Source organism: Pseudomonas sp. 18175 (genome assembly GCF_050432925.1).
In the GTDB taxonomy this organism is placed as follows: Bacteria; Pseudomonadota; Gammaproteobacteria; order Pseudomonadales; family Pseudomonadaceae; genus Aquipseudomonas.
This window is the reverse complement of the sequence record NZ_JBKFTO010000005.1, coordinates 134,057-156,930: the sequence shown is the minus strand read 5'-3', so window position 1 is coordinate 156,930 and position 22,874 is coordinate 134,057. Positions and strand designations below refer to the sequence as shown.

Genomic DNA, 22,874 nt, shown 5'->3' with positions numbered 1-22,874 from the left:
GTCGATTCCTACATCACAAGTAGACCTATCGCGAAGTTTGCGCACAGGTGCAGGTGTAGCGTACTGGGCGTTTCAGACCTTTTCAGGGAAGCAGCATGGTCATTCGTTGCGCAAAAATTGTCCTGGTTGGGATGTTGGCGGCCTTCGCGGCACTGGCGGCGTTCAACAACTTCACCGACTACAACTCCAACTTCTACTTCGTCCAGCATGTGCTGAGGATGGACACCACCTTTCCCGGCAATGCGGCCATGAATCGTGCGATCAACGCTCCGTGGCTATGGCACGGTGCCTATTGGGTGATCATTGCGGGTGAGGCGCTGACGGCCGTTTTGCTGGCCGGTGGTGCGCTGCTGCTGTGGCGCGCTCGACAGGGCAGGGCTCAGCAGTTCAACCGGGCCAAGGCCTGTTCCGTCGCGGGCCTCACCATGGGGCTGGTGGTGTGGTTCTTTGGCTTCATGGTGATCGGTGGCGAGTGGTTTCTGATGTGGCAATCGCAGGAGTGGAACGGCCAGAACGCGGCGTTCAAGTTCTATGCGGCCATTCTTGGTGTCTTGGTGTTTCTCAACCAGCCGGATGCTGACAAAGACTGATCGCTTCGCGGTCGTGCCCATCTGGGTAGCCGGTGCGTGCAGTGCCCGCACCGGATTAGCGGACTTACTTCGTGCAGGTCAGTCGCGTGTACGTTGGTGGATCAAGCAGGATGCCTGGGGTCATGAATGTCGAGCAGTTGAACACGCGCCCCTTGGCAGTGGTTGCTTGGAACGTCAGTTCGGCTCCGCCCAGGAAGTCTTCCTTTCCCTTGGTCACCGGACCCATGGTCAGCTCATCGGTGGATGCCAAGCCGATCGCTTCGGCAGTGACCTTGTGCATCTGCAGAACGTTGGGGTTGGTTGAGCAGCCTGCCAACAGACTGGTCAGTGCAAGCAATAGGACGGTTGAGGTCTTGGTCATGGGTGTGGCTCCTTGCAGGTCTTGGCGGCAGGGAGTTGTGCTACGTGCCGCCTGTTGTAATCGTCGAGGGGACAGGGATTTGCCCTACGGCGGCGGAGTCTATGGGCGCAAAAATCCCGCCACAATTGGCTGATAGAAATCGAGACGGAAGCCACGACCCGCTCTCCAAGCGCCGAAAGAAATCGGCTACAAATTGGCTGCTCGCGCTGATTGGTGGGCACCCATCGGCAGCAACGTGCTAAGCCTCAGTTATTCCATGGAGCTGGGCGACTCAGCAGGTCTTCCACCCCGGGGTTGCCCTGCAGATCACGTTCTAATGGGGGAGCTGGGTCCATCAAGGCCTGCTTGGCGATCCGACAGGCACTGTCGAGAATGAAGTTGGCCAGGGATGTATGGGCCAGCTCGGCGGCTCGACGTAGGGTCGCGAGTTGTTGGGGAGGTATGTGCAAAATCACCTGAGAACTACTCGGTGTGGTGTTGGCCATCAGCAGGGTCTCCTTTGCTATGCCGAGCTCATTTGCCGGATACAGGTGCTGTCTCAGTCATAGGTTGAGCACATCTCGTCGCTGAAGTCGTTGCGTTTTGAGGGACGCCCAGCAGGGCTATGCGTACATGCTCACGCAAGCGGGCGTCCGTATCCACTGTAGGGCTGTACGAGCGCGGCGCCCCCTCGTAGGCAAGGCGCACTAGGATCAGCTTCAGCGCGGAGTCGATGGTCAAGTTCAGTTCTTCCAGGGTCAACTGAGCTTGGTTGAGGACATCACAGCTAACGTAGAAGCTGATGCAGCGAGAGCCGGCGTGCATGGCATCTTGTCCATAGGGAGGGGCAAGGGACGATGGTACTTTTCCATCGTGCGACCAGGCTGTGCGTCGGAGAAAACCCAACCCGAGAGTCAGTGAAATCTGAAGGCGGCTGATCGACATAGCGGGTAGATGCTAGCTTGCTGCGCCGTTGGTTCAGAGGCGCCCATTCAATATTTCGATGAGTTCTGAAAGTCGTGTAGGAAGTTGCCTTGGTCGCCTGGAAGTCAACAATGAAGGCCGCTGCGAGTGAGTCGCAGCGGCTATTGCCAGATGCGTCATGCCGTTGGGTATTGCTGCTCAAGCATCTGATCGACCAGCATCTGAGCCATCTCCACGAGCTGCAGTATGCCCAGTGCCTTGTCGCGCTGCGCACCGACCAGTTCGAAGGCGCCCTGATAGCCCATGCTGACCGCCGAGGCCAGAAGCTCGCTGGCATTGGTCAAGGTTTCCTCTGGGTTAAGCCCGGGCCGCACATTGAAAATGCGGGACGGTGGACCGTTCGTAGGGAGGTCGTTGTTCATGACAGAACCTCCATAGGTACAGCTTCTCGGAGCGGTTGTGCAAGCTGGCTACGGGATGCTTTAGGGCTTCGTACGATGCTTGCCGGGCGGTGCCCTGGCGTAAAAGGGGGATAGGCCATTCTCCTTATCTCCAACGTGTCGTTAAGGAACTGCCACCGACCGTTGCGACACGGGGAAAAGGTGGCAGACCGTACGAGGGTCGCAAACCGGCACACGAAGGAAAACCGGCCAGGCCGAAGCCTGCCCCGCACGGCCTGCCATAGAAGGACAGCTGCCGATCTAGATGAAGCGTCGACCACTGTCATATGGCGCTGGACCGCGCCTTCGTGCGATTGCAGGTTGCGACACCCGGCCGCAACAAAGTTGCGACGTGTAAAAGCCTATGCTGGAGTCTTTGGAAGTCAATATTAGATGTTGGATGACAGCGTCATCTTCCATCAAGAATTTTGATCGTGGGCCGATTATTGTTGATGGGTTCTCTTCTTAAAAAGGCGCCAAACTAAGGGTAAGGCGCTTTGATGGTGAGTGCGGTAGCAGATGTTGAACTTTACTGCTCAACTCGGCTCACGCGACGCTCAGAGGATTTCGTGCCGTCTGTCGATCTACGTGAATGGACACCAATATTCAGGGGGCCGGCAACCTGCTCCAATGTGTTTCGGCCCTCTCGCGTTACTAAGAGAGCGACGCCCTCGCCCCAGAACTGATCTTGATGGACGTCCTGAGGGGCGCCATCTCTCCACCAGATAAGTCGTGCGACGCAAGCACCGTTCCTGTCGAGGTAGTGCATCCAGTTGTTCGGATCATGCTGCCACTCCAAGTGATGCAACCATTCAGGGCAAAACACCAGAAAATCATCAGGGTAAGTTTGAACATCGCTGATGGAAAGGCGGCGGACAATGTTCTCTGATGCTTCATCTAGAGCGCACACGCCATCCATCCATAGTGCTGGAGGAAGACTGCGCCCTTTGCTTGCCCAATAGGTTTCGTCGACATAGAACGGAGCGCGGGTACGTGTCATCTCAAGATCTTGTTTGATAAGACGCCAATAAAAATGAGTGATCTCTGCAATGACAGAGTCCCCGTCATCGATCAGTGGCGAGAGATCCAACTCAATATCGTCAAGCCATTTGGCCTCTCCTGAATGCCAGCCAGCATCACGATGTGTTATTGGTCGGGGAATGAAGGCTGGCCGCACCATCGGGCCCTCGAGAGGAGGAAGATCTATTTGATAGTTCATTCCATACAAGAACTGCGAATTTGCCCGCGGCTCCAGCAACCCTGAAAGACGAAATTCCCCTGTGACATGACGGAGGGACCTGAGTGCCGCAGTAATATGGGGCTTAGAGTACGGAATTCGTAGTTTCAGCTTCTCAAGCTCAGATAACTTTCGATCAGTCTCACTTTGTCCAAATCTCTCCAGTCCACCCCAAGACTCAATAAGGGAGGCGCAGCGATATCGAATGGTTGTCTCAGGAGTGCCTGTGCGTGCTAGAAATCTGAGCAGGGTTGGGAAAAGCTCGGTCCAGCCCAATGGATCGTTCACGAGCATCGCGCCAGATGATGGGTTGGTTAGAGGAGGTGCGGATCTCACTTTTCCGTGTATAGCCATATGCAAGCGGTAGTGGAACGGCAACTCCTGTGCCGAGATCGCCCAGTCGCGCCCCCAGCGATCAAGCAGAGAGCCAGCAAAAGAAGCTACGACATAGTCTTCAGCGTTTGCTAGTGGTAGAACTAGTTCCACCCAGTCGGCGGTACTGATTTCTTCGTCTCGAAAAAGTAGCTGAAGAGCTTCTGCAGGTTCATCCGACTCACCATTGAGAAGACTGCGCACCAAGCGGGTGAACGATTCCCGACCTAGATGTACTGTCGTCAGCTGCAGGGCGCCTGCACGTGCGAGTTGTGTCAACTCAATAGCTGAAAGCTCAAATGCCCAGAGAAAAACCTTGGCAATGAGATCCGAATCATCCTCAGGCGCGTCCTCTGTCAATTCGAATTCGGCGACCGTATGTTCTCTGGTGGTCGCAAGTTGATCAGCCAAGATATCCCATATAGCAGTCCAGTCAGGTTCTGCGCAAATCGTTGTGAAGACATCGAGGGTGTCAAACAAAATCGGAGAGGAGTTGCCTGGAGATGTAACAAGCTCATCGACCAAATCCATGTACGCAGCGTGATGCACCTCGGGGCCGTCGAGAGCTATGAGAGCTTTGAAGTACTTTAGCTTGGCTGCACCTTGCCAATAGCTCCAGCCAGATCGCTCGTCCTCATCTGCGTGCCTGCTATTGATGAGATCTCTTGCCAGCTTCCTGTCGTCTTCTGCAATCGCTCGATCAATCAAGGTGTAGCGAGCGCGGTAGTCGCGTTGGACGATTGGCCAGCGATCGAAGAAAGCTGTCGCTTCCTCCAACGTAGCGGTGCCCAGCAGGCGCGAAAACGCAGATGCCGCGTCATAGCTCGGTTGCGCAGTGCTGTTGAGTGCGTCTTCGAGCAGGCTTAGTGAAGCAACTTCATCGTACGTGCCAGGTGTGCCTCTGTCTTCAGGGGTGGGCGTCTCCGATCGCCATCTGCACAATGCTTCGTTGACACGCTCACTACTGAGTCCCCTTTGCGATAGACCTGTAGCAAGGCATTCAAGCAGTCTTGTGCGGGAACTGGTTGTGCTATGGATCTCGATGCCATCACGCAGCACATCAATGACTGTGTTGACCTCTTCAATCGAGGCGGCGGCCAGCGATTTGAGGACGAACTGGCCTGTTTGTCCTTCGCTGTAAAAAGGCTCAGCGTAGAATGGAAGCGCCAGGAAGCGCCATGTGACGGAGCAGGCCGAAGCCAGTTCCGGGCGTCGACGTACAACGCCAATCATTAGCGCATTGATGGCGCAATCCCAACTCAGTAGCCCCTTGGACGTGAGTAGTCTTACTGCTCGGTATCCGAGGGCTGGGCTGTGGAGTGCGGCTTCGACTACCGCCCGCGGCGCCAAGCGGTGAGCAGCACCGTCACCCTCCGTAAGGGCCATGCCTGAAAGTTGCTTCAGCATTAGCAGAATACGTTCGCCACTGCCGGCAGGATCTTGGCTGTTTGAGCTCTCAAGTAGATCTCCCCACAGTGAGTACTGCGGATCCTTCTTCGCTGGCAGCGCGTACCCAAGCGTATTGGAGTGCAGCTGTACTAGCAGCTCGCGCGCCCGCTTGGGATTGCCCATCTCAGCGAATGCCTTCGCTATGCCTGCAATCAAATCGATGTGTTCCTGTGGTGTATTGCCATGAACCTTCCCGAGCAGTTCCTCAAGCCTGCCAAAGGCAGCTGTTGCGTTCCCGTCACTGCGATATACCTCTTCAATGACGGCTCTGCGGGAGGGAATGCTCAGTTTGTTTTTAGCAATTCGGTCAATGAACGACGCATCAAAGAGTTCAACTACGGCAGTGAATTCTTGCTCGCCACTCATTGACGCAATTCGGACGACCATCCTGCTAAGTACAGGATCAAGGTCCCGAAGTTGGTGGGCTGAATAGAATTCACTTCCTTCCTTCGCGCTAGCGTTATCAAGAAAGCTGAGCATTCCTCTGGCCGCCTGACTAACCTCTCCAGGGGCAGTTTCTTGGCCAGATTGTGCCCTCCCCAGCAAGGTGCCAATTGTATTGGCATGATACTGAAGGGGGCGTAGCAAGCGGCTCTTTGACGCTTCGGTTACAGGAACAGGTAGTCTTAGCGCGGCTGCCAAGGTGGCGTGCTGAATCGCTGCGTGGATGATGTGATGGGCGTTCTCGAGACCTATGGCATCGTCCATCATGGCAACGGATGGTGGCTTCAAGTCTTGAAAAATATTGCTGGCGAGATCTCTATTGCCAGCCTGAAGGCATAGTGACGCAAGTTGCCTGCGCGTACCGTTGGCGATGGTGCCGAAAGCAGGGTGCTCATGAGCACTCTGGATTAGCGCGCGGGCATTATCGAGTTGTTCCTGAGCGTATGCGCATTCAGCGGCTTCGATTAGCAAATATGGCAGGTACTCTTCCTCAACGCCCAGTTCCTTCGCAACCTGCAGAGGGTTACTGTCGGGCCTAGCCAATATGGCTGCACGAGCAATGCTGCAGCGAAGTGACGCTATCTCCTCAGCATCCAACCTGTCGCCGTTGTCACCAACAGCCAGACGCGCCAAGCAAGCGTCTATCTGTTCAGGATCCCGAAAGTGGAAGGCGCGCTGCGACCAATTAGGTAATTCTGAGTGGTGAGGGGTCGGTTGTGAATCCTGGGAGAATGGATCGATATCGTCAAAGATTGCTTTCGCGCCATCGAAATCATCATTGGCCAAAAGCGCATCAATTGCCTTGTAGTGATCGCCAATACTACCCTCGGCCATTGTTCGAACCCCGTCTAGGTCGCCCAATGCGAGCAGTGCGTCCATGATCGCTGGAGCCTCTTCTATCGCCGACGCGCGTCGCCCAACTTCGTCTCGGGCAAGAAGCAGGCGAAATACTGCGGATATATCGGGTTCATGCTTGGCACAGATCAATGCCAAACGAATGTCCGCGTGGATGTCAGTTGCCGGGCGTGCGTCGGCTAGTTGATCTCTAAAGCGAGAGGGCTGTGCCAGCGCGAGTACTTGTCGATGTTGCTCCGCGCGCGCCAAGTATCTTAGTTCAAGCCAGCGTTGGGGATTGTTGGGTTCGGCTGCGTGAGTGAGCTCAGCCAATCGGCGATAGATAGCAGGCCTATAGTCTAGGTTGGGCTTCCCAAAGCGCAGTGATGGTTGCTCCAGAACGAAGAGGCGAAAGCTGTTATGGAACACGCTCCAACCATGCGTTGTCTGGTTTAACAGGTGGCTTGTGGCCCTCAGTGCGGTCTCTACCGCTTGTTCCGATGTGGCCATGGCCAATAGTTCTGGCGGAATAGGGCCCTCTGCGTGTGCTATGAAGTCGATGACCTTTCGAGCATCGGGATCGTCTGCAATCTCCCTCCATGCGGACTGGTAGACCCGCTCGATATTGCCTTCAAACGTGAACGCCCCACTCAACAACGCTTCCTGTATAGCCGGTTCCGCTTTGCGCAGTGATTCTATCAAGTACCGCGCAACCAGCGGATGTCCCTGGCAGAGCGCATAGACACTTGAGCGGGGAATTGATTCGTCCAGGCCAAGTTCTAGCGCGAGCTGGGTGATCGAATCTTCTGATAGAGGGGCGATCGCAGTGGTGCGATCAACATGTCCAGCTTGTAGTCTAACTTGAGGTTTAAGCCCCTCAAGTTCAAGTCGCTGAGTGCCGAGGAGGATAAGTACTCCTTGTGGTAAGGCCTCGGGCAGCGGAAGCTCAGCCAGCAGTGAGCGGGATGGCTGCTCTTCTCTGGGGACATGATCAAGCCCATCAACAATGATCAATGTACGAATGCCATGATCACTGAATCGATTGCCAGCCTGATGAAGCAAGTACTCGAATTCTTGCTGCTTCTCCTGAAGGTTGCTGTTGCGCACCCGGCGACCTTGTAAGCCAATCTGTCTCAGCTGTGTGCTGATATCGTCGAGGAAGTCTTCCGCTTCAGCTCGACCGATGCCTTGGCCTTCCCCTGGCATGTAAGCGAGGTAGCGCACTAGTTGTAAGGTAGGGCCGGCGCTCAAGGTGGATTGGAGAAGTGTTGATTTCCCTGTGCCCGGCTGACCGACTAGCGCCAAGTAGCCATGGGTGTGCTGATCAATGCTATTGAGGATGTGTTGTTCGGTCACACGATTTCGTTGCACATGTTCCCCGATTGGGAATTGGTGCGCACGGTGTACTTTGAATCGGTCTGACCAGCCGAGCTCCGCGAGCAGTTCAGCACGGCTCCATCGATCTTTGTTGCGTTTATCAGCCACTAGGGAAGGGAGCTTTTCGGCAATCTGCTCGACTAGATTATGTATTTCAGGGCGAAGGCGATGGCTCAAGATGAAATCAGAAGCTGATCCGGTGAGAAAACGCACGGATTGCAGGAAGACTTCGAAGTGTTCATCGGAGAGGCCTGATGCTGCATGTAGCTTGTCGATAAAAGGCTGCCAGCGGGTTGCCTTCCATTCTGCGAGTGTGCGGTGATGGTGTAGTTCAAACTCCTGCAGAAAGGCGGCGCTGTGGTCGTCCCTGTCGCCGAGCAGGTGGTCTCCTTTGGCCTGTGATGGAATATCATTGGTGACGAAACGAACTTCCGTGAGAGGCTCTTCATGTGATTCGCGCAAGCTAGTCCAAGCTTTCACCAGCTTGAGCAGCATGGCCTCCGCACCAAGCAGTAACGCTTCTATCCTGAAAACGTCGGCATACGCGGACGTCTTGAATTGGTGGCCAACGACCCTCCCAGGGAGGCCCAGTACGATGTCGTCAGCGATACCCGCACTACGGTCGGCTACACCGATCCAATTCAACTGGTCTTTGTCTAGCGCATCGTAGATCGCAGCTGCGCCTGATCGGTACTGTTGAACGTAGCCACGCTGTGCATTACGTTCGCCCTCACCTGGGGCCATCGTTGATGTTGAATCCGTCATGTTGCCTCGCGACTGTCCGTATCGAATTGGGTTTGGCGCACGTTTTCTGACCCGCTGCGGAGCTCAATGATCTCGCGGGATACGATGCTCTTTTGCTAGTTTCCCGTTCAGGATCACCGAAAAAGTTAGGTCCTCTCCGCGATCTTACCAAGCTCTGTTACTCAGAATGGCTGGATGTTTTTGGCTGCAAGATCACTCAAGATTCTGGATTGGTAGATCCTCCGGCCAGCTCTGCGCCTCATGCAGCACGCGCAAGATCCGCACACGATCATCCCGTATGAGGTAAGCGGCGATGTAGGGAGTTCGATCAATCACCAGCTCGCGCGTGCCCTGGCAACGCCCAATGCGCCCGCTCTCAGGGAACAGTACCAAGCGTTGGGTCTGTTCCGCGATCCGGTTGTCCATCTGAATGGCCGCGTGCGGGTTGTCCTGTTCGATGAAATCGAAGATCGCATCGCGATCCTTCAGGGCCCATGGCGACCACTCCAGCTTCACCCCTCACCACCTTCCGACAGCTTGCGCTGGGCCTTGGCGCGGCGTTTGGCAAAGTGGGCTTCGACATCTTCGGCGGGAATCGCCGGGCGCGGGTCGTCCAGGGCTTCCTGCACCTTGGCGCGGAACCAGGCGTCATAGGTGGCGGGGTCGCTGGCAAATCCAAAGGGCAGGGCGCCTTCATTGGCGACGCGGGTGAGCAGGATGCGCACGGCATCGGACACCGTTAGCCCCAGGTTGTGCAGGACGGCCGTGGCGCGGTCTTTCACATCCGGGTCGATGCGGGTCTGGATCAGGGCATTACTGGCCATGGTGGGGGCACCTGAGAGGGTCTTAAGGTGAATGTAATGCAAGTGAATGACAAATTCCATGCCCATTACCCCATTTCCGGCAGGTCAATGACCAGCGGTTCAATGCCCCGACGCCGATCCAGCTCCGCGGCCATCTCGAACGCCGCCTCCAATTCCGTGATGCCCTGGGCCTGCATCAGTTGGTGGCGCTGGTGCTTCTCCTCCGGCTCAGTCATCGCCATGGCCAGGTAAAGACTCGGCGGCACCGCACGGAACAGCACCTCCATCGACTTGGACAGAACCACCCCCTCGCTGAACTTGCCGGACTCCTTGCGCGCCGAGCGCATCAGGGCTTTCTGCGCCGGGGTGAGGGCGCGGAAGCGGGCGATCTTCTCTACCTCGTCAGGCGGCATCGACAGGCAGATCCACCACTCGATCATGTTCAGCATCGGCTCGGCAGCCTTGGGCAGGTCGTCCAGGTTCTGCGTGGCCAGCCAGAACCAGGCGCCGAGCTTGCGCCACATCTTGGTGATCTTGACCACATAGGGCGCCAGCAGCGGGTTCTTGGTGATGATGTGCCCCTCGTCGGTGACGTTGATGATGGGGCGGCCGAGCATCTGGTCGCGTTCGGCGAGGTTGTTCACCGCGTTGATTAGCGAGATATAGGCGATCGATAGTTGCGCGTTGTAGCCCTCACGGGCGTAGGTGGCCAAGTCGACCAGGGTGATGTCGGCCTCGGGCCAGGGCGTGCCGTCGCGGTTGAACAGCTCGCCGTCGCTGCCCTGGCAGAACAGGTCCATGGCGTCGGCCATTTCCAGCAGGCGGATGCGCCGTGATTCGGGCAGGGCCAGGTCCTGGCCGGCAGTACGCAGGGCGTTGCGCACGTCTTCGGTCAGTACCGTGCGCTGCTGCTGGGCGCAGAGGCGGGCGGCGTCGAGGATGCTCTGGCGGATCAGGCTACGGTCGGCGCGGGTCAGGCGCTGTTCTTCCTTGTCCTCGCCGCCGGTGATCATCAGCCGGGCGGTGATCTCCAGTTCGCCCAGCACATCTCGTTGGTCTTCCTGCAGGTCTTCGTCGTCGAGGTCTTCGGCGTCCAGGGTTGTGACCCGGCCAGGGCTGTCCACCAATCGGCGGGCGTCGGCGAACGGTGCCAGGCTGACGCCCGCGCCAGGGGCGAGCTTGAGCCGGTGCACACTCAGCCCCAGGCGCTGGGCGAATTCGGCGAACAGGCCAAAGCTGTTGCCGGCTTCGACGATAAACAGCCGTGGCCGGTAGACCGCGACGACCTGGTTAAGCAGGTTGTTCAGCGTGGCGGACTTGCCCGAGCCGGTGGGGCCGAACAGGAACAGGTGGGCGTTCATCTGCCGGTCGAGGCGGTTCAACGGGTCGAAGGTGATCAGCCCGCCACCGCGATTGAACAGGGTGATGCCGGGGTGTCCGGTGCCCTCACTGCGACCCCAGACTGGGGCGAGATTGGCCGCGTGCTGGGCGAACATGAGTTGGCTATACCAATGGCGCTTGTCCAGCTCCGGGTCGAACACGCAGGGTAGCCAGCGCAGGTAGCTGTTGAGTGGTGCCACTTCGTCCTCTTCACGCACCGGCTGCAAGCCGGCGTTGAGCAGAGCATTGGCCAATTGCAGGCCGCGCGCGTCTAGCTCTTGTAGGTCACGCCCGCGCAGGTAGAACGCCAATGCACCGCGATAAAGTTTGTGCGAGCGGCCAATCAACTGGCGCGCTTGCTCGACATCTTCGCGGGTTTGCTGCGAGTCCAGGGTGTCGCCGACGGATTTGTGGCTGAGGTGATTGAGCTGCGCTTCCAGCCGATCCTGTGGGGTGATGATCAGGGTCAGGCAGAGGGTGGTGCTTTCCGGCAACTGGTCGAACACCGCATTGAGCGCATCGCCGCCCTTGCTGCTTTCGCCGGTGAGATGACCGATACCCGGCGGGCTGCGCAGACGATCGAGGACAATCACCCGGTGCGGCTGATCATCCAGCCACCACACGCCGTGCTCAGTGTCGGAGCGTGGTTGACGGAAGAACAGGCGTTGGGCGAAGTCGGTGCCGCTGGCGAGTTCCAATTCTTCGGCATCCGGGGCAGGGGGCAGGTCGGTGAGTTGATAGAAATGCTGCTGTGCGGCCGGATCATGGCCTAGCCAGTCTGGCGCCGGGTTGAACCAGCGCAACAGCCAGCGGTGAATAGCGGCGGCGTCCATCCGCTGTGCATGGATCCCGGCGTTGGCTAGACCACCGACCAGTCGTTCGCACACGGCCGTGAGCGCCGCTTCCGGGGAGCGTTCGTAGCGCAACCGTGCATGCTGGGTACGCCGATACACCACCAGCCGGGTACGGCGGCGCTGGCCGCGCCAGGGGAGATGGCTGACCGTACTGTCCTCGAAAAGGCCGCCGGGCTTGCTCACCGCTTGCAGGTGGTGCGCCATCGAACGCAGGTAGAACGCGGTAAAGGCACTGCCTTGGGCGCGGGGCTGAATGTAGTCGTGCAGCCCGCGCAGATAGCCTCCCCAATCACAATCATCTTGGGCGTAGAGCTGCACCACCCAGGGCTGCTGGTCCAATTCATCGAAGCTGTCCTGCAGCGCATTCTCCAGGGCGTCGCGCACCTCACGCAGCCACTCAGCTTCACGGCCCTCGGTGCCGACTGCGCTCAACTCGAAAAAGGCCGCGACCGATTGGCCGTCCTCCAGCAACAGGCTCTGCGAGCCGGGCAGGTATTCGACCCAGGGCAGCAGATCGATAAAGGAGGGCGGGGCGGCATACAGGCGCTGCTCATCGGCGCGGGTGGCTGATGATTGCTGCGAGCGGTGCCTCGGTGCGGGGATGCCCTGGCCCCGCAGTCGCGCGATGTACCGTTGCCAGGCATCACCCGGCTGGCGGCGGATCCGCTTCATCAGTAGTCCTCGACCCGTTCGCCCGGCAGGGCATATTGCACGCGCTGGTACAGCGGAAATACGGTGCTGTAGCCGGGCACCGGTACCGGGTCGCTGCCGGCCAGATGCGGGAAGATGTACATCACCAGGTCGGGGTTGGGTAGCCGCTGGAATTGCCGATAGATTTCGCTCTGCGCGGTGCGGGTGTAGGGCGCCTGATCCAGCACAGGAGGCGGTGGTTGCAGGGGCCGTCGCAATGTCTGCCGGGCATCCAGCAGCACGCGGGTTGACGGGCCGCCGCTGCCCGCCGTCTGCTGGTTCCAGATATCCAGCATGGTCGCATCGCCATGGGGCAGCAGCTTCTCCGGATTCGTCGCGCAGCCCGCCAACAGCAGCAGCGCAGCCAGGCCACCCAGGCTAGTCCAGTTCAACGACATGGCCGTTGTCTCCTCGGTTGTGGTCGACCCGGCGCCCTCTCGGGTTGTAGTCGACATTGATCGCCCGTTCGATATGCACCGCGACTTTGGCGCCCGGTTGCACATACACCGCGGCAAAGGCCTGGCCATAGAGTTTGTTGACCCACTGCGCCATCTCCTGCACGCCGCCGGCCAAAATCCGTCCCAGCGCCTCGTTGGTGGTGATGCCCACGGTCCCCAGCGGATTGCCGGGGCTCATGTAGGTCGTGCTGTTGTTTCCCTGGATCAGCGATGCTGCGCCGGCGCCGGCGGCGGTGATCAACGCCTGTGAGCCGAGGTACTGCTGGGCATTGCTGCGTCGCTCGCCGGTGACACAGGGCACGCCGTAGGGATCGCTGATCCAGCCCAGGCCCTGGCGGTTATCGCCGCTGTTCTGCTCATCATCGGCCTCCTTGCTGCCTTTCGAGGGAACCGTACGCACCGTGCCGTCGCGGAACACGAAGGTCAGCGAGCGGATCTGCCCGCGCACGCATGACAGCGTCCAATCACCTGAAGCCGTACCGCTGACCACCGCTCCGGCCACGTCCGGAAGATCGATGCCATTGGCGGTCAGGTTGTCCGGGCCGATCAGTACCTTGAACGGATAGGGATCGTTGACCGTGCCGTCTACTGGCACGCGGCCGATCAGAGCGGTCATCGCCACCGAGCCCATCAGGGTGGCGTTGGCAGGCACGGTGTAGACCGGCTGCAACACCGGTTTGCCCTGCAAGGCTTTGCCAGCAGCATTGAGCTGGGCGGCGGTGTCTTCCAGCGGTTTTTGCGCCGCGCCGAACGACGATGGAAAGCTCAGCGGTTTGCGCGGTTTGGCGCTGGGGTCGCGGCCGTCCTGCGGCTCGATCCAGATCAACCGGTCGCGCAGCAGGTCCTGGCCGTCGCCGTCCTCCAATCCCAAACCCAGCGGCAGGTCCGTGCTGCCCAATGAATCCAGACGCTGTTGCAGGTCTTGCAGCAACTGGCTGGTCTGGCGCTGGGATTCGCTGACCTGTTCACGCCCGTCCTCCAGCGCGCTTTGCACACGTTGCTCTATCGCGCCTTCGCGCTGGCGCAACCGCTCGTTCTCGGCCTTCTCCTGTTGATTGGCTTTCAGCGCCCCCTGCAGTTCGCCGCGCAGTTGCTTGACCTGAGCGACCAACGTGGCGACGGTGTCGCGCGGGGTGTCGCCCTCAATACCCAGCGCCTGCATTTCATCCGGGCTGAGCGGATCGACCGTATTGCCCTCGCCGCCAACGTTGCGGGAGGGCGCGGCCAGCTTGACCCCCACATACAGCAGCAACACCAGCAGCGGCAGCATCAGCCACTTGAGCAGGCCATTACTCTTCATCACTGCTGCTCCGCGGCAGGTTCAGTGCCGCATCGACTGGGCTGATGGCCGGTAGCAGCGCACCGGCCAGGCCACGGCCGCGGGTGACCAGGTACAGCACCGTGGTGTCGGTGGCGTCACCCTTGGGGCCGAGGTCGGGATGCTGGAACGTCGCGCTGACGAAATCCCCTTGCAACCGACGTGGGTCCAGCTCGATCCAGCGTAACGAGCGGTTGCGCAGACGTATCGCGGTGACCCACAGATCCTCCAGGCGCCAGGCCGCCAGTGCCCGGTATGACAGCGTGAGTTCCGGCAGCAGGCTGTCCAGATTCAGATCACCAGGCAGCGGCACGGCCCCCAAGCCGGGCACGGCTTCGACGGTGCGCAGCGGGGCATACAGGTTTTGCGCGGCGTAACGGGTCAGGGCCACCGGCAAGGGCGTAGGCGGAGCGGGGCGGGGTGCTGACGCTTCTACCGTATCGCGTGGCGCCGGGCGCTCGGCCTCGACGATCTTCACCGCCTCCAGCGCGGGCTGCCCGGCCTTGGCCGGCTCGGCGGCGATGTCCAGCAGGATCAGCGTGCCGTCGTCGGCATCCTGCAATTGCAGGCGACTGGGGGCGATGGATTCGCTGGCCAACAGGTACAGCGCGCCGCCGGCACTTTGTACCCGCAGCTTGCCTTGCAGCGAGGCAGGCAGGCCGATCCTGACATTGCGGTCGATAAACACCACACGCTCCTGACCGACCTGCAGCGGCACGGCCAAGGGCAGGCGCTCCCAGCGCAGGATCTCCACCGCGCTCGCCAATGGGATGGGCAACAGCAGCACGGTGCTCAATAGGTATCGCTTCATGAGGACGGTTCCTCGTTGGTGTCATCCGGACTACGACCAATTCGTTGCGGCGCCTGGCTGTAACAGTCCAGCGCCAGGCCGAAGGGGTTGCGCTCCGGGTCGATGTCGCGCCGCACCACCTTCAGCGAGTAGCGCACGAGGGCGCGCTTGACCTGCTCGGCGCCGTAATACTCGTCAGCGGTCAGGTCCAGGGTGACGACCCAGTCGTCATCGGACACCACCTTGACCCGCACCATCGGGTTGTCGCCGTAACCGCGGCCGGGAATTTCGTAGACCCCGCGCACCCGCTGGCGCAACTCGCCGCTGTCCCGTCGCCGCGTGGACTCATCAAGCAAAAACGCCCGGCAGGCTGGGGTCAGGTAGTTCGACAGGGCGCGGATATTGCGCGGGTAGTCGTCTTCACCATTGTTCGGCCAACGGTTGAGCTGCTGGAAGATGTAAAACGCAAAGGCATACACCGTCGACGGCGGCACCTCCCACCACTTGCGCACGCTGCCCGAGCGCAGATCCGGCGGGATATGCACGGTCATGTCCCGTGGCGCGCTCCACCAGCCGATGGCCAGTAGCAGCGATATCAACAACAGCGCCGCGCCACCCAGGCGCAGCGTCCGGACATGCGCCTGCAGGTGGCTGACCTCATTCTTGAACCGGCTCACGTCCGGCTCCGGCGGATGCCCCAGGCACCCGAACGCAGGATCAAGCCCGCGCCGCCCAGGTAGCGAGCAAGACCGGGAAAGCGTTGGCACAGCGTCCACTGCAACTGCCGGTACAGCCACGCATCCGGCCGCCCGCGTTTCTGACGGCGTAGCAACCCGCCGCCGAAAAACACCCCGCCAGCCACAGCAATCAATACCAGCGTAGGTGCGACCGCCAGGCTGCGGCTCAACCAGGCCAACGGCAGGCCCATCAACAAACCCAGCACCGCACTGAGTCCGGTACAGGCCCACAACTCATCGGCGGTCAGACCACGCACCACCACCGGCTGCCGGTTCAGCCGATGGGGCAGAAAGGTTAAGGTCTGATCCTGGCGCGCCGTACTGTCCATACCGTCCTCCTACAGGATCCCGGTGGCCTTGGTCAGCAACCAGATCCCGACCACCAACAGCAACGCGCCCACCGCCACGGTCAGCCCGAACTGGCCCCAGGTCTTGCGCCCGGCGTGGATCTCCGAATAGGTCGTGTAGGCGTGGTAGCAGACCCCGATGAACATCGAGGCGATCACCAACAGCGCCACCAGCATCACAATGTCGTAGCCGTAGTTCTGCAGCGTCTTCAAGATCCCATCACCGGTACCGCGCGACGGATCTTCCAAGGACGGCAACGCGCCCTGCGCCCGTGCCGGCGACAACACCACCGCCAGCGCAGACAACCAGGCACTGCACATCACGGCGAGCACAGCAGGAAAGGCTTGATCGGAACGTTTCATCACGGACTCGCTCAAGACAGCAGGAAATAGGTCAGCACCACGTACATCGCCGCAAACCGCACTGCTACGCCCAGCAACTGCCGCTGGGTCAGCTTGTGCTCGGCCCAGCCGACATAGGCCGTGCGCAATGCCCACACGCCCCAGACCAGCAACACGGCGAACACCACCCCCACCAACAGCGTGGCACTGGCTCCCGGCGCGAAGCCGCCATGGGCCAGGAAGGCGGCGCTTTGATCAGAACTCAGGCTCATCGGCCACCTCCGTCTCCCGGCGGTAGTCGCCCTGCAAGGGCAAGGGATCGCGGGGTTGTGCGCGTTGTGGGCTCAGGTGGTCGCGGATGCCTTGGCGCATGCGCTGTAGATCGTCGCGGAATCGGGCGTAGTCGAAGTGGTATCGCGAGGTGTCGTCGCGGGGGAGGCGGGCGCTGTCTTCGGCTAGGCGTTCGATCACATCGAGTTGGCGCAGGAGGGCGGCCAGTCGAGCAGGTTCCGAACCAGTCTCGGAGGAGAACGAAAGTGCTGGGAGCAGCAGCAAGCAAAGCGCGATTCGCTGTTCCGGCCAATGACGACGGTGGTTCGGCATCTATGTCGACTCCTGAAGCGAGGAGTAGATGCTGCTTTCCTGATGGGAGTAGTGCCGCGAGAAATGGGAGATGCCAGCGGACCGCTATGTCATGGGATCAACGATGGCAGGGACGATTGGATTGGCAAAAATGGCGAATGCGACAGATGCCTTGTCGCGCCTAACCCATCCGTCTAGCGAATGCTGACGGGAAAATCCTTTGCAGGCGTAGGTGGATTCTGAACTTGATGAAAAGGTGCGGTTCATCCCGTTTTGCGCTTGATGAACATGGAAGCATGGTCAATAGATAGATGTCATACGCGCTTCGACGTGACGGCATGAACCGCACTTGCAGGGAGCTCAGCGTTCTGACACCACATGAGCTCATCTGATGCCAGAAATTACTCTTCGAAGTGTTTTTCCTGAACGCATTAGGAAGGAGTACAAGGATGTTCCCGATCTCGAACTCTCTGCGTAACCCCATCTTCTTCTGTCTCTCTGTGCTGTTGTTCTTGGCTCCGACTGCTTACGCGGAGGAGGTCAAGAAACAGTGGGAGAACTCCTTTACGGGCGGCCAGCCGCGTACGACGGAGAAACTGGCGCAACGTGACATCGAAGAGCTCTACTCTCGGTATGAGACCGATAAGCCATTCGCCTGGGAGGTGAAGAAGCAGACGGTGATGGGCAACAAAGTCCTCTATCACTATCGAATTCAGCCGGATGAAATTGTTACTACTGACTGGATCTACAAGTACAACGGGCAGGAGTTCACCAGCGAGGACGAAGTCTTCGAAGCAATGCGAGTTAAGCTTGCTGGTCCTCCTCAATGCCCTGCGACCTCTGTTGTTCCGGGCGAATGGACTGGAATTGGCGGTGTCGGGGTGGGCGATGACGGAAGCAGTATCGCTGATGAAAACTGGGCCAATTACGTCTTTTACTCTTACTTCGAGCCGACTGGGAACTGTAGCGAAATAGCGGGTAGGGAGAGGGCTGAGAGGACCCGTACGGCCAAGTGCCCCAACCGCCCCTACGCTGCCTGGGATCCTTCATTGGAGGCGTGTGTGCCGCCTCGACAGGATGATGGAGGAGCATCGCGAATTTTGACCTACTGGAGCACTCCGCTAACCTGCCCTACCGATAAGCTTGGTAACCCCTGCGATCCAACAACGGGAAACAAGATCCAGACGGAACCGACAGATGTAGATCTAGGCTGGGTCAGCTTTTCACGTCGCTACCAGTCCCTGAGTTCTTCAGCGGGTGGTGCGTTTGGGCCAGGCTGGACCCATTCGCAGAATGTACGCCTGACTGCCGGCGCTGACGAGTGGAGTTTTCCGCCCAATCCCGAGCTACAGGTTGGCGTGGTGGAAGGCAATGGTTCGCAGAGTGCCTTCAAGAAGGTTGGCACCCAATATGAGGCTATGGGCGGAGGCGGCGACCGTATCGAGAAGCAAGGTGACAGCTGGAAACTTTACCGTTCTGACCAAGTTTTGAACTTTAACGCAGACGGTCTGCTTCAGTCGCGGACCATGGAAGACAGCACCACGCTCAGCTACAGCTACGACGTCCGTAGCCGCCTGCTGTCGATTACCCATTCCAGTGGCCGCAGCTTGTTGTTCCACTACGAAGCGCCTGCCGGCGACGACTTGATCAGTGGCATTTCTGTAGCCGGTCAATTGGTTGCGAGCTACAGCTACTCCGCCAGCGGTCAGGTTGCTTCGGTCACCTATGCTGATGGCACTACGCGCAGCTACCACTACGAAGACACCCGTTTCCCGCAGTACCTGACCGGCATTACTGCTGAGGATGCGCGCCGCTACAGTTGGTACAGCTACGACGCCAAGGGCCGCGTCACATGCAGCCGCCATTCCGGTGATTGCAGCCAGACTGATGTCGGTGTCGATGGCGTGCGTCTAGAGTACACACCCGTCGGTACCACCATCGTCACCGATGCGCTGGGTAAGGTATCGACCTACGCGCTGACCGCTTCTGGCGCCAGTGGCCTACCGCGTAAGGTCACCAGCATCACTGACCCCCAAGGTTCAGAGAGCCGCACCTTCTACAGTGAGGCACAAGACTTCCGTCGGCGTCTGGAGAGCCTGACCGACCGCCGCGGGATCCAGACAAAGTATGCCTACGCGGAGGCAATCGACCCGGTCAGCGGCAAGCCGGTCAGCGTGCAGACCACCACTGAGGCGTTCGGGCTACCCGAGCAGCGTGTGACCGAAACCTATACAGATGTGGCCACAAATCGGGAGTTGGTCAGTCGCATCGGTGATCGCGAAACCCGTACTACCCGCAATGCTCGTCTGCAGCCAATCAGCATCGCGGTACGTGACGTGAGCGGCAGCGAGGTGCGCACCACCACAATCAGTTATTGCGAAGAGGCCGATGTGGTGGCCGGTGGCAACTGCCCACAGCTAGGCCTGCTGAAAAGCATCGATGGCCCGCGAAGTGATGTTTCCGACACCACAAGCTACAGCTACTACCCCAATGACGATGTAGGTTGCGCCGACCCCGCTGCCGGCAGCTGCCACTTCCGCAAGGGCGACCTGCATACGCTGACCAATGCTCTTGGCCATACGGTCGAGACCTTGGCGTATGACAGCCTGGGACGGCCGCTGTCGGTCAAGGATTCCAACGGCGTGGTCAGCGATTACACCTACCATCCGCGCGGCTGGCCGACTTCGGTCACTGTGCGTGGTGCGGACGGTGCGGGTGATCGAAGTACGTCAATCACTTATTGGCCTACCGGCCAGGTACAGCAGGTTGCAGAAGCGGACGGCGCCAGCGTCACCTACGTCTATGACGCCGCTCAGCGCCTGACCGACATAACCGATGATGCGGGGAACACCCTTCACTATACGTTGGACGATGCTGGCAACCGGCTCAAGGAAGACACTGTTGACTCCGGTGGTACCCTGCGACGCACCTTGGCGAGGATCTATAACACGCTCGGTCAACTGACTACGATCAAGGATGCCGGTAACAATGCTACTGGCTTCGCCTACGACGTTAACAGCAACCTTCAGTCCGTCACTGATGCGCTGCAGCGCGTCACCCAACAGAGCTACGACCCGCTTAACCGGCTGGCCCGTACCCTGCAGGATGTAGATGGCGTGGCGGCCGAGATCCGCACCACGTATAACGCTCTAGATCAGGTCACCCAGACCACCGACCCCAAGGGCTTGCATACCACCTACGTTTACAACGGATTTGGTGATCTGACTGCGCAGGCCAGCCCGGACAGCGGCGGCACTAACTTCACCGCTGATGCTGCCGGCAACCGCATCACCCGTACTGACGCGCGCGGCATAACTGCCACATACCACTACGACGCTTTGAACCGCCTTGTCGGCGCCGGCTATCCGGATCCCAACCTGGATGTCGGCTACAGCTACGACGTCGCCCCGGCAGTCTGCGCGGCCGGCGAGCAGTTCGCCAGGGGCCGGATGGGCCAAGCCCTGCATTCCGGCGGCAGCACTTCGTATTGCTACGACCGGTTTGGGCAGCTCACTCGGAAAGTACAGACCATCAATAGTGTGTCTAGCACCCTACGTTATTCATATACCAAGGCCGGCCGACTAGCCGCGCTGACCTACCCGGACGGCAGCGTCGCCGACTATGTCCGGGATGCCCAGGGCCGCATCAGCCAGATCGGTCTTACCCGTCCTGGGCAGGGCCGGCAGGTTGTCATTAGAGATGTTACCCATGCTGCCTTCGGGCCTGCCACCGGCTGGACCTATGGCAATGGCCGCCAGTTGCAGCGCCCGTTGGACCTGGACTATCGTCCTCAAGCGATATATGACCCGGCTTCAAGTGGCCTGTCTCTGGGCTATGGCTATGATTCGGTTGGTGCCGTTACCGAATTAAAGAACGGCACTGGCTCTACCACTCTGGCCAAGTACGGCTATGACAGCCTGGGGCGCCTGACTCAGACCAAGGATGGTGCCAGCGGTACGGCCATCGAAACCTACACCTACGATGCAACCGGCAACCGCACCTCATTGATTACCGCCGCTGGCACCGCCAACTACACCTATCCGGCCGAAAGCCACCGCTTGATCGCGGTTGATGGCGAAGTCCGCAACCACGATGCCGTCGGAAATACCGTCAGCATTGGTGGGCAGGAGTTCGTCTACAACGACGTCAACCGGCTGAGTACGATCAAGCGGGGCGGTGCACCAGTGGAAAGCTACGGCTACAACCATCGGGGCGAGCGCGTACTGCGTGCACCGGTTGCGGGAGACGCGCAGCTTACTGTGTATGACGAGGAGGGGCAGTGGATCGGCAACTACGGCGTCACTGGCGAGCTGCAGCAGCAGGTCATTTGGCTGGACAACAATCCGGTGGTCTTGATCAATGCTGCAAGCAATAGCGGGCCTGAATTAGCCTACGTGCAGCCCGATCACTTGGGAACCCCGCGCGTGGTGATCGACCCGGTACGCGATGTGGCGATCTGGGCGTGGAGCAACAAGAGCGAGGTTTTCGGCAACCAGGCTCCCAACACTGATCCGGATGGGGACGGCCAAACCTACGAGTTGTCACTGCGCTTCCCAGGGCAGCAGGCGACGGAAGCCTCTGAAATGTTCTACAACTATCAGCGTGAATATGGTCCGGCGGTGGGCCGATACTCACAGAGTGATCCAATTGGTTTAGCTGGTGGGATCAGTACCTACGCTTATGCAGGTGGGAGCCCAAACTCGGTTGTTGATCCATACGGGCTGTTCGGTTGGGCCGATATGCCTTCACTTCCGAACTGGTTGGTTGACGGTGCTGCAGGCTTTGGTGACGGTCTGAGCGGCGGGCTCACCAGGGTGGTACGCGACTGGGCCGATATTGGGAGCGTCGACTACTGCTCTACAACCTATCAGGGCTCTGAATGGGCGGGGATCGGTGCAGGTTTGGCTGTTCCGGCTGCACGCCTTGGCTATGTGTATAAAGTAGGTCAGTTGCCCAAGGCTGGGCTGACGGTTGAGCAGACCGTGGCGGCACGTAATGCACTGAAAGGCTACTATCGAGGCAGACCACTGGACACTCTGCTTCCTAAAGTCAGCGGGAGGTTCGCGAACCCCACTGCAGAGCAGCTACTGGTGCGCCACAATGGAAACGCTGCGCGAGTCATTGAGGGCGCCGGTCGGACGAGCAATCAGTGGACGACTGGTATCGTTAGTGGCAGCGGGGCTAAGGCGGCCAATAGTGCTGCGAATGCTGGAGAACGGTGTGGATGCAACTGACTCAATGACGACAGGTGTAGATCAGACCTTTCTTTTGATGGGGTATTCGAATCGGGAAATTTTCTGGCGCCTGGATCACCTTCGAGATGGAACTATTCGGGTCTCTGGCATAGAGGAAAGGCCTGTTGATGCTCCGGCTCGCGGCATCCTTGAGTGGTGGAAGCTAGGAGGTGGAGAGGCTGTTCCCATGGCGTTTTTCTCTTCGCAGCTTGATGGCGAACTAGGTACGCCCAACTTCGCAGAAGACCTTCTCCTGCTGATCAATGGAAAGTTGTTGGGGGACGGAGTGGCGGTTCCTGAAATTAGCTTTCGGCGTGGGATCTTTTCTAACGATTTCTCCATTCGGCTGAAAGATGGTTGGGTATTTCAGGTCCACTACTCCAGGCCTTTGTTGAGGGAGGCATGGTGGAAGTTCAACAGTGGAGGGACGCTGGACTATTATCCCGTCGATTTCATTGAACAGTTGGTGGACATCGTTGCGATGAATCGTCCGCACTGGCTTGCCGACGGTCAATCGTAAGGACGTGAGATCGGGTGTAGCGGAAGGGGGCTTGAGCCATGTGTAGGAGGCTCTTGACCCCTGTGTAT

Annotated in this window: 18 protein-coding genes; 3 read left to right on the top strand and 15 right to left on the bottom strand. The window is 59.2% G+C overall.

The features are described from left to right. Positions 1 to 95 precede the first annotated feature (95 nt). A complete protein-coding gene (locus tag ACLD1Y_RS08850; protein WP_429477317.1) occupies positions 96 to 590 on the top strand; it encodes a DUF2165 family protein in 495 nt (164 codons plus the stop codon). A 64-nt stretch (positions 591 to 654) separates the two neighbouring features. Here the strand turns inward: ACLD1Y_RS08850 and ACLD1Y_RS08845 are convergent, their stop codons facing one another. The 15 genes from ACLD1Y_RS08845 to ACLD1Y_RS08775 all read right to left on the bottom strand — a co-directional run bounded on the left by ACLD1Y_RS08845 (position 655) and on the right by ACLD1Y_RS08775 (position 17,025). Beyond that, positions 655 to 951, bottom strand: a complete 297-nt coding sequence (locus ACLD1Y_RS08845; protein ID WP_429477316.1) for a hypothetical protein — start codon at positions 949 to 951, stop codon at positions 655 to 657. Between the two features lie 245 nt (positions 952 to 1,196). Then, positions 1,197 to 1,436 (bottom strand): DUF1778 domain-containing protein, encoded by a 240-nt coding sequence (locus ACLD1Y_RS08840; protein ID WP_429477314.1) that lies wholly within the window; start codon positions 1,434 to 1,436, stop codon positions 1,197 to 1,199. Positions 1,437 to 2,030: 594 nt separating this feature from the next. Further along, positions 2,031 to 2,276 carry a DUF6124 family protein gene (locus tag ACLD1Y_RS08835; RefSeq protein WP_429477312.1) on the bottom strand — a complete coding sequence of 82 codons (246 nt, stop codon included), beginning with the start codon at positions 2,274 to 2,276 and terminating at the stop codon, positions 2,031 to 2,033. 547 nt (positions 2,277 to 2,823) lie between these two features. Further along, complete coding sequence (locus ACLD1Y_RS08830) at positions 2,824 to 8,772, bottom strand: ATP-binding protein (RefSeq protein ID WP_429477310.1); 5,949 nt, start codon at positions 8,770 to 8,772, stop codon at positions 2,824 to 2,826. Between the two features lie 192 nt (positions 8,773 to 8,964). Then, positions 8,965 to 9,267 (bottom strand): type II toxin-antitoxin system RelE/ParE family toxin, encoded by a 303-nt coding sequence (locus ACLD1Y_RS08825; protein ID WP_429477308.1) that lies wholly within the window; start codon positions 9,265 to 9,267, stop codon positions 8,965 to 8,967. Continuing rightward, positions 9,264 to 9,575: a type II toxin-antitoxin system RelB/DinJ family antitoxin gene (locus ACLD1Y_RS08820; protein WP_169892602.1), complete on the bottom strand. Its 312-nt coding sequence runs from the start codon at positions 9,573 to 9,575 to the stop codon at positions 9,264 to 9,266. Before ACLD1Y_RS08820 ends, ACLD1Y_RS08825 begins: the two co-directional genes overlap by 4 nt. Before the next feature lie 65 nt (positions 9,576 to 9,640). Beyond that, positions 9,641 to 12,460: a conjugative transfer ATPase gene (locus tag ACLD1Y_RS08815; RefSeq protein ID WP_429477305.1), complete on the bottom strand. Its 2,820-nt coding sequence runs from the start codon at positions 12,458 to 12,460 to the stop codon at positions 9,641 to 9,643. After that, complete coding sequence (locus ACLD1Y_RS08810; protein WP_429477303.1) at positions 12,460 to 12,876, bottom strand: TIGR03751 family conjugal transfer lipoprotein; 417 nt, start codon at positions 12,874 to 12,876, stop codon at positions 12,460 to 12,462. Before ACLD1Y_RS08810 ends, ACLD1Y_RS08815 begins: the two co-directional genes overlap by 1 nt. Continuing rightward, on the bottom strand, positions 12,857 to 14,236 hold the full coding sequence (locus ACLD1Y_RS08805) for a TIGR03752 family integrating conjugative element protein (RefSeq protein ID WP_429477302.1): 1,380 nt from the start codon (positions 14,234 to 14,236) through the stop codon (positions 12,857 to 12,859). The genes ACLD1Y_RS08810 and ACLD1Y_RS08805 overlap by 20 nt, the downstream gene beginning before the upstream one ends. Beyond that, a complete protein-coding gene (locus tag ACLD1Y_RS08800; RefSeq protein ID WP_429477300.1) occupies positions 14,226 to 15,065 on the bottom strand; it encodes a TIGR03749 family integrating conjugative element protein in 840 nt (279 codons plus the stop codon). Before ACLD1Y_RS08800 ends, ACLD1Y_RS08805 begins: the two co-directional genes overlap by 11 nt. Then, positions 15,062 to 15,721, bottom strand: coding sequence for a PFL_4703 family integrating conjugative element protein (locus ACLD1Y_RS08795; protein ID WP_429477298.1), 660 nt, complete (start codon positions 15,719 to 15,721; stop codon positions 15,062 to 15,064). Before ACLD1Y_RS08795 ends, ACLD1Y_RS08800 begins: the two co-directional genes overlap by 4 nt. Beyond that, entirely contained in the window at positions 15,718 to 16,110 is a 393-nt protein-coding gene (locus ACLD1Y_RS08790; protein ID WP_429477296.1) for a TIGR03750 family conjugal transfer protein, read from the bottom strand. Before ACLD1Y_RS08790 ends, ACLD1Y_RS08795 begins: the two co-directional genes overlap by 4 nt. Before the next feature lie 9 nt (positions 16,111 to 16,119). Next, entirely contained in the window at positions 16,120 to 16,449 is a 330-nt protein-coding gene (locus ACLD1Y_RS08785) for a TIGR03745 family integrating conjugative element membrane protein (protein ID WP_429477624.1), read from the bottom strand. Positions 16,450 to 16,502: 53 nt separating this feature from the next. Beyond that, on the bottom strand, positions 16,503 to 16,742 hold the full coding sequence (locus ACLD1Y_RS08780; RefSeq protein ID WP_429477294.1) for a TIGR03758 family integrating conjugative element protein: 240 nt from the start codon (positions 16,740 to 16,742) through the stop codon (positions 16,503 to 16,505). After that, positions 16,726 to 17,025 carry an RAQPRD family integrative conjugative element protein gene (locus ACLD1Y_RS08775; protein ID WP_429477292.1) on the bottom strand — a complete coding sequence of 100 codons (300 nt, stop codon included), beginning with the start codon at positions 17,023 to 17,025 and terminating at the stop codon, positions 16,726 to 16,728. Before ACLD1Y_RS08775 ends, ACLD1Y_RS08780 begins: the two co-directional genes overlap by 17 nt. Positions 17,026 to 17,501: 476 nt before the next feature. Here ACLD1Y_RS08775 and ACLD1Y_RS08770 point away from each other — a divergent pair, with 476 nt between their 5' ends. Further along, complete coding sequence (locus tag ACLD1Y_RS08770) at positions 17,502 to 22,286, top strand: RHS repeat-associated core domain-containing protein (RefSeq protein ID WP_429477290.1); 4,785 nt, start codon at positions 17,502 to 17,504, stop codon at positions 22,284 to 22,286. Beyond that, positions 22,273 to 22,806, top strand: a complete 534-nt coding sequence (locus ACLD1Y_RS08765; protein ID WP_169892522.1) for a hypothetical protein — start codon at positions 22,273 to 22,275, stop codon at positions 22,804 to 22,806. Before ACLD1Y_RS08770 ends, ACLD1Y_RS08765 begins: the two co-directional genes overlap by 14 nt. Positions 22,807 to 22,874: the final 68 nt, after the last annotated feature.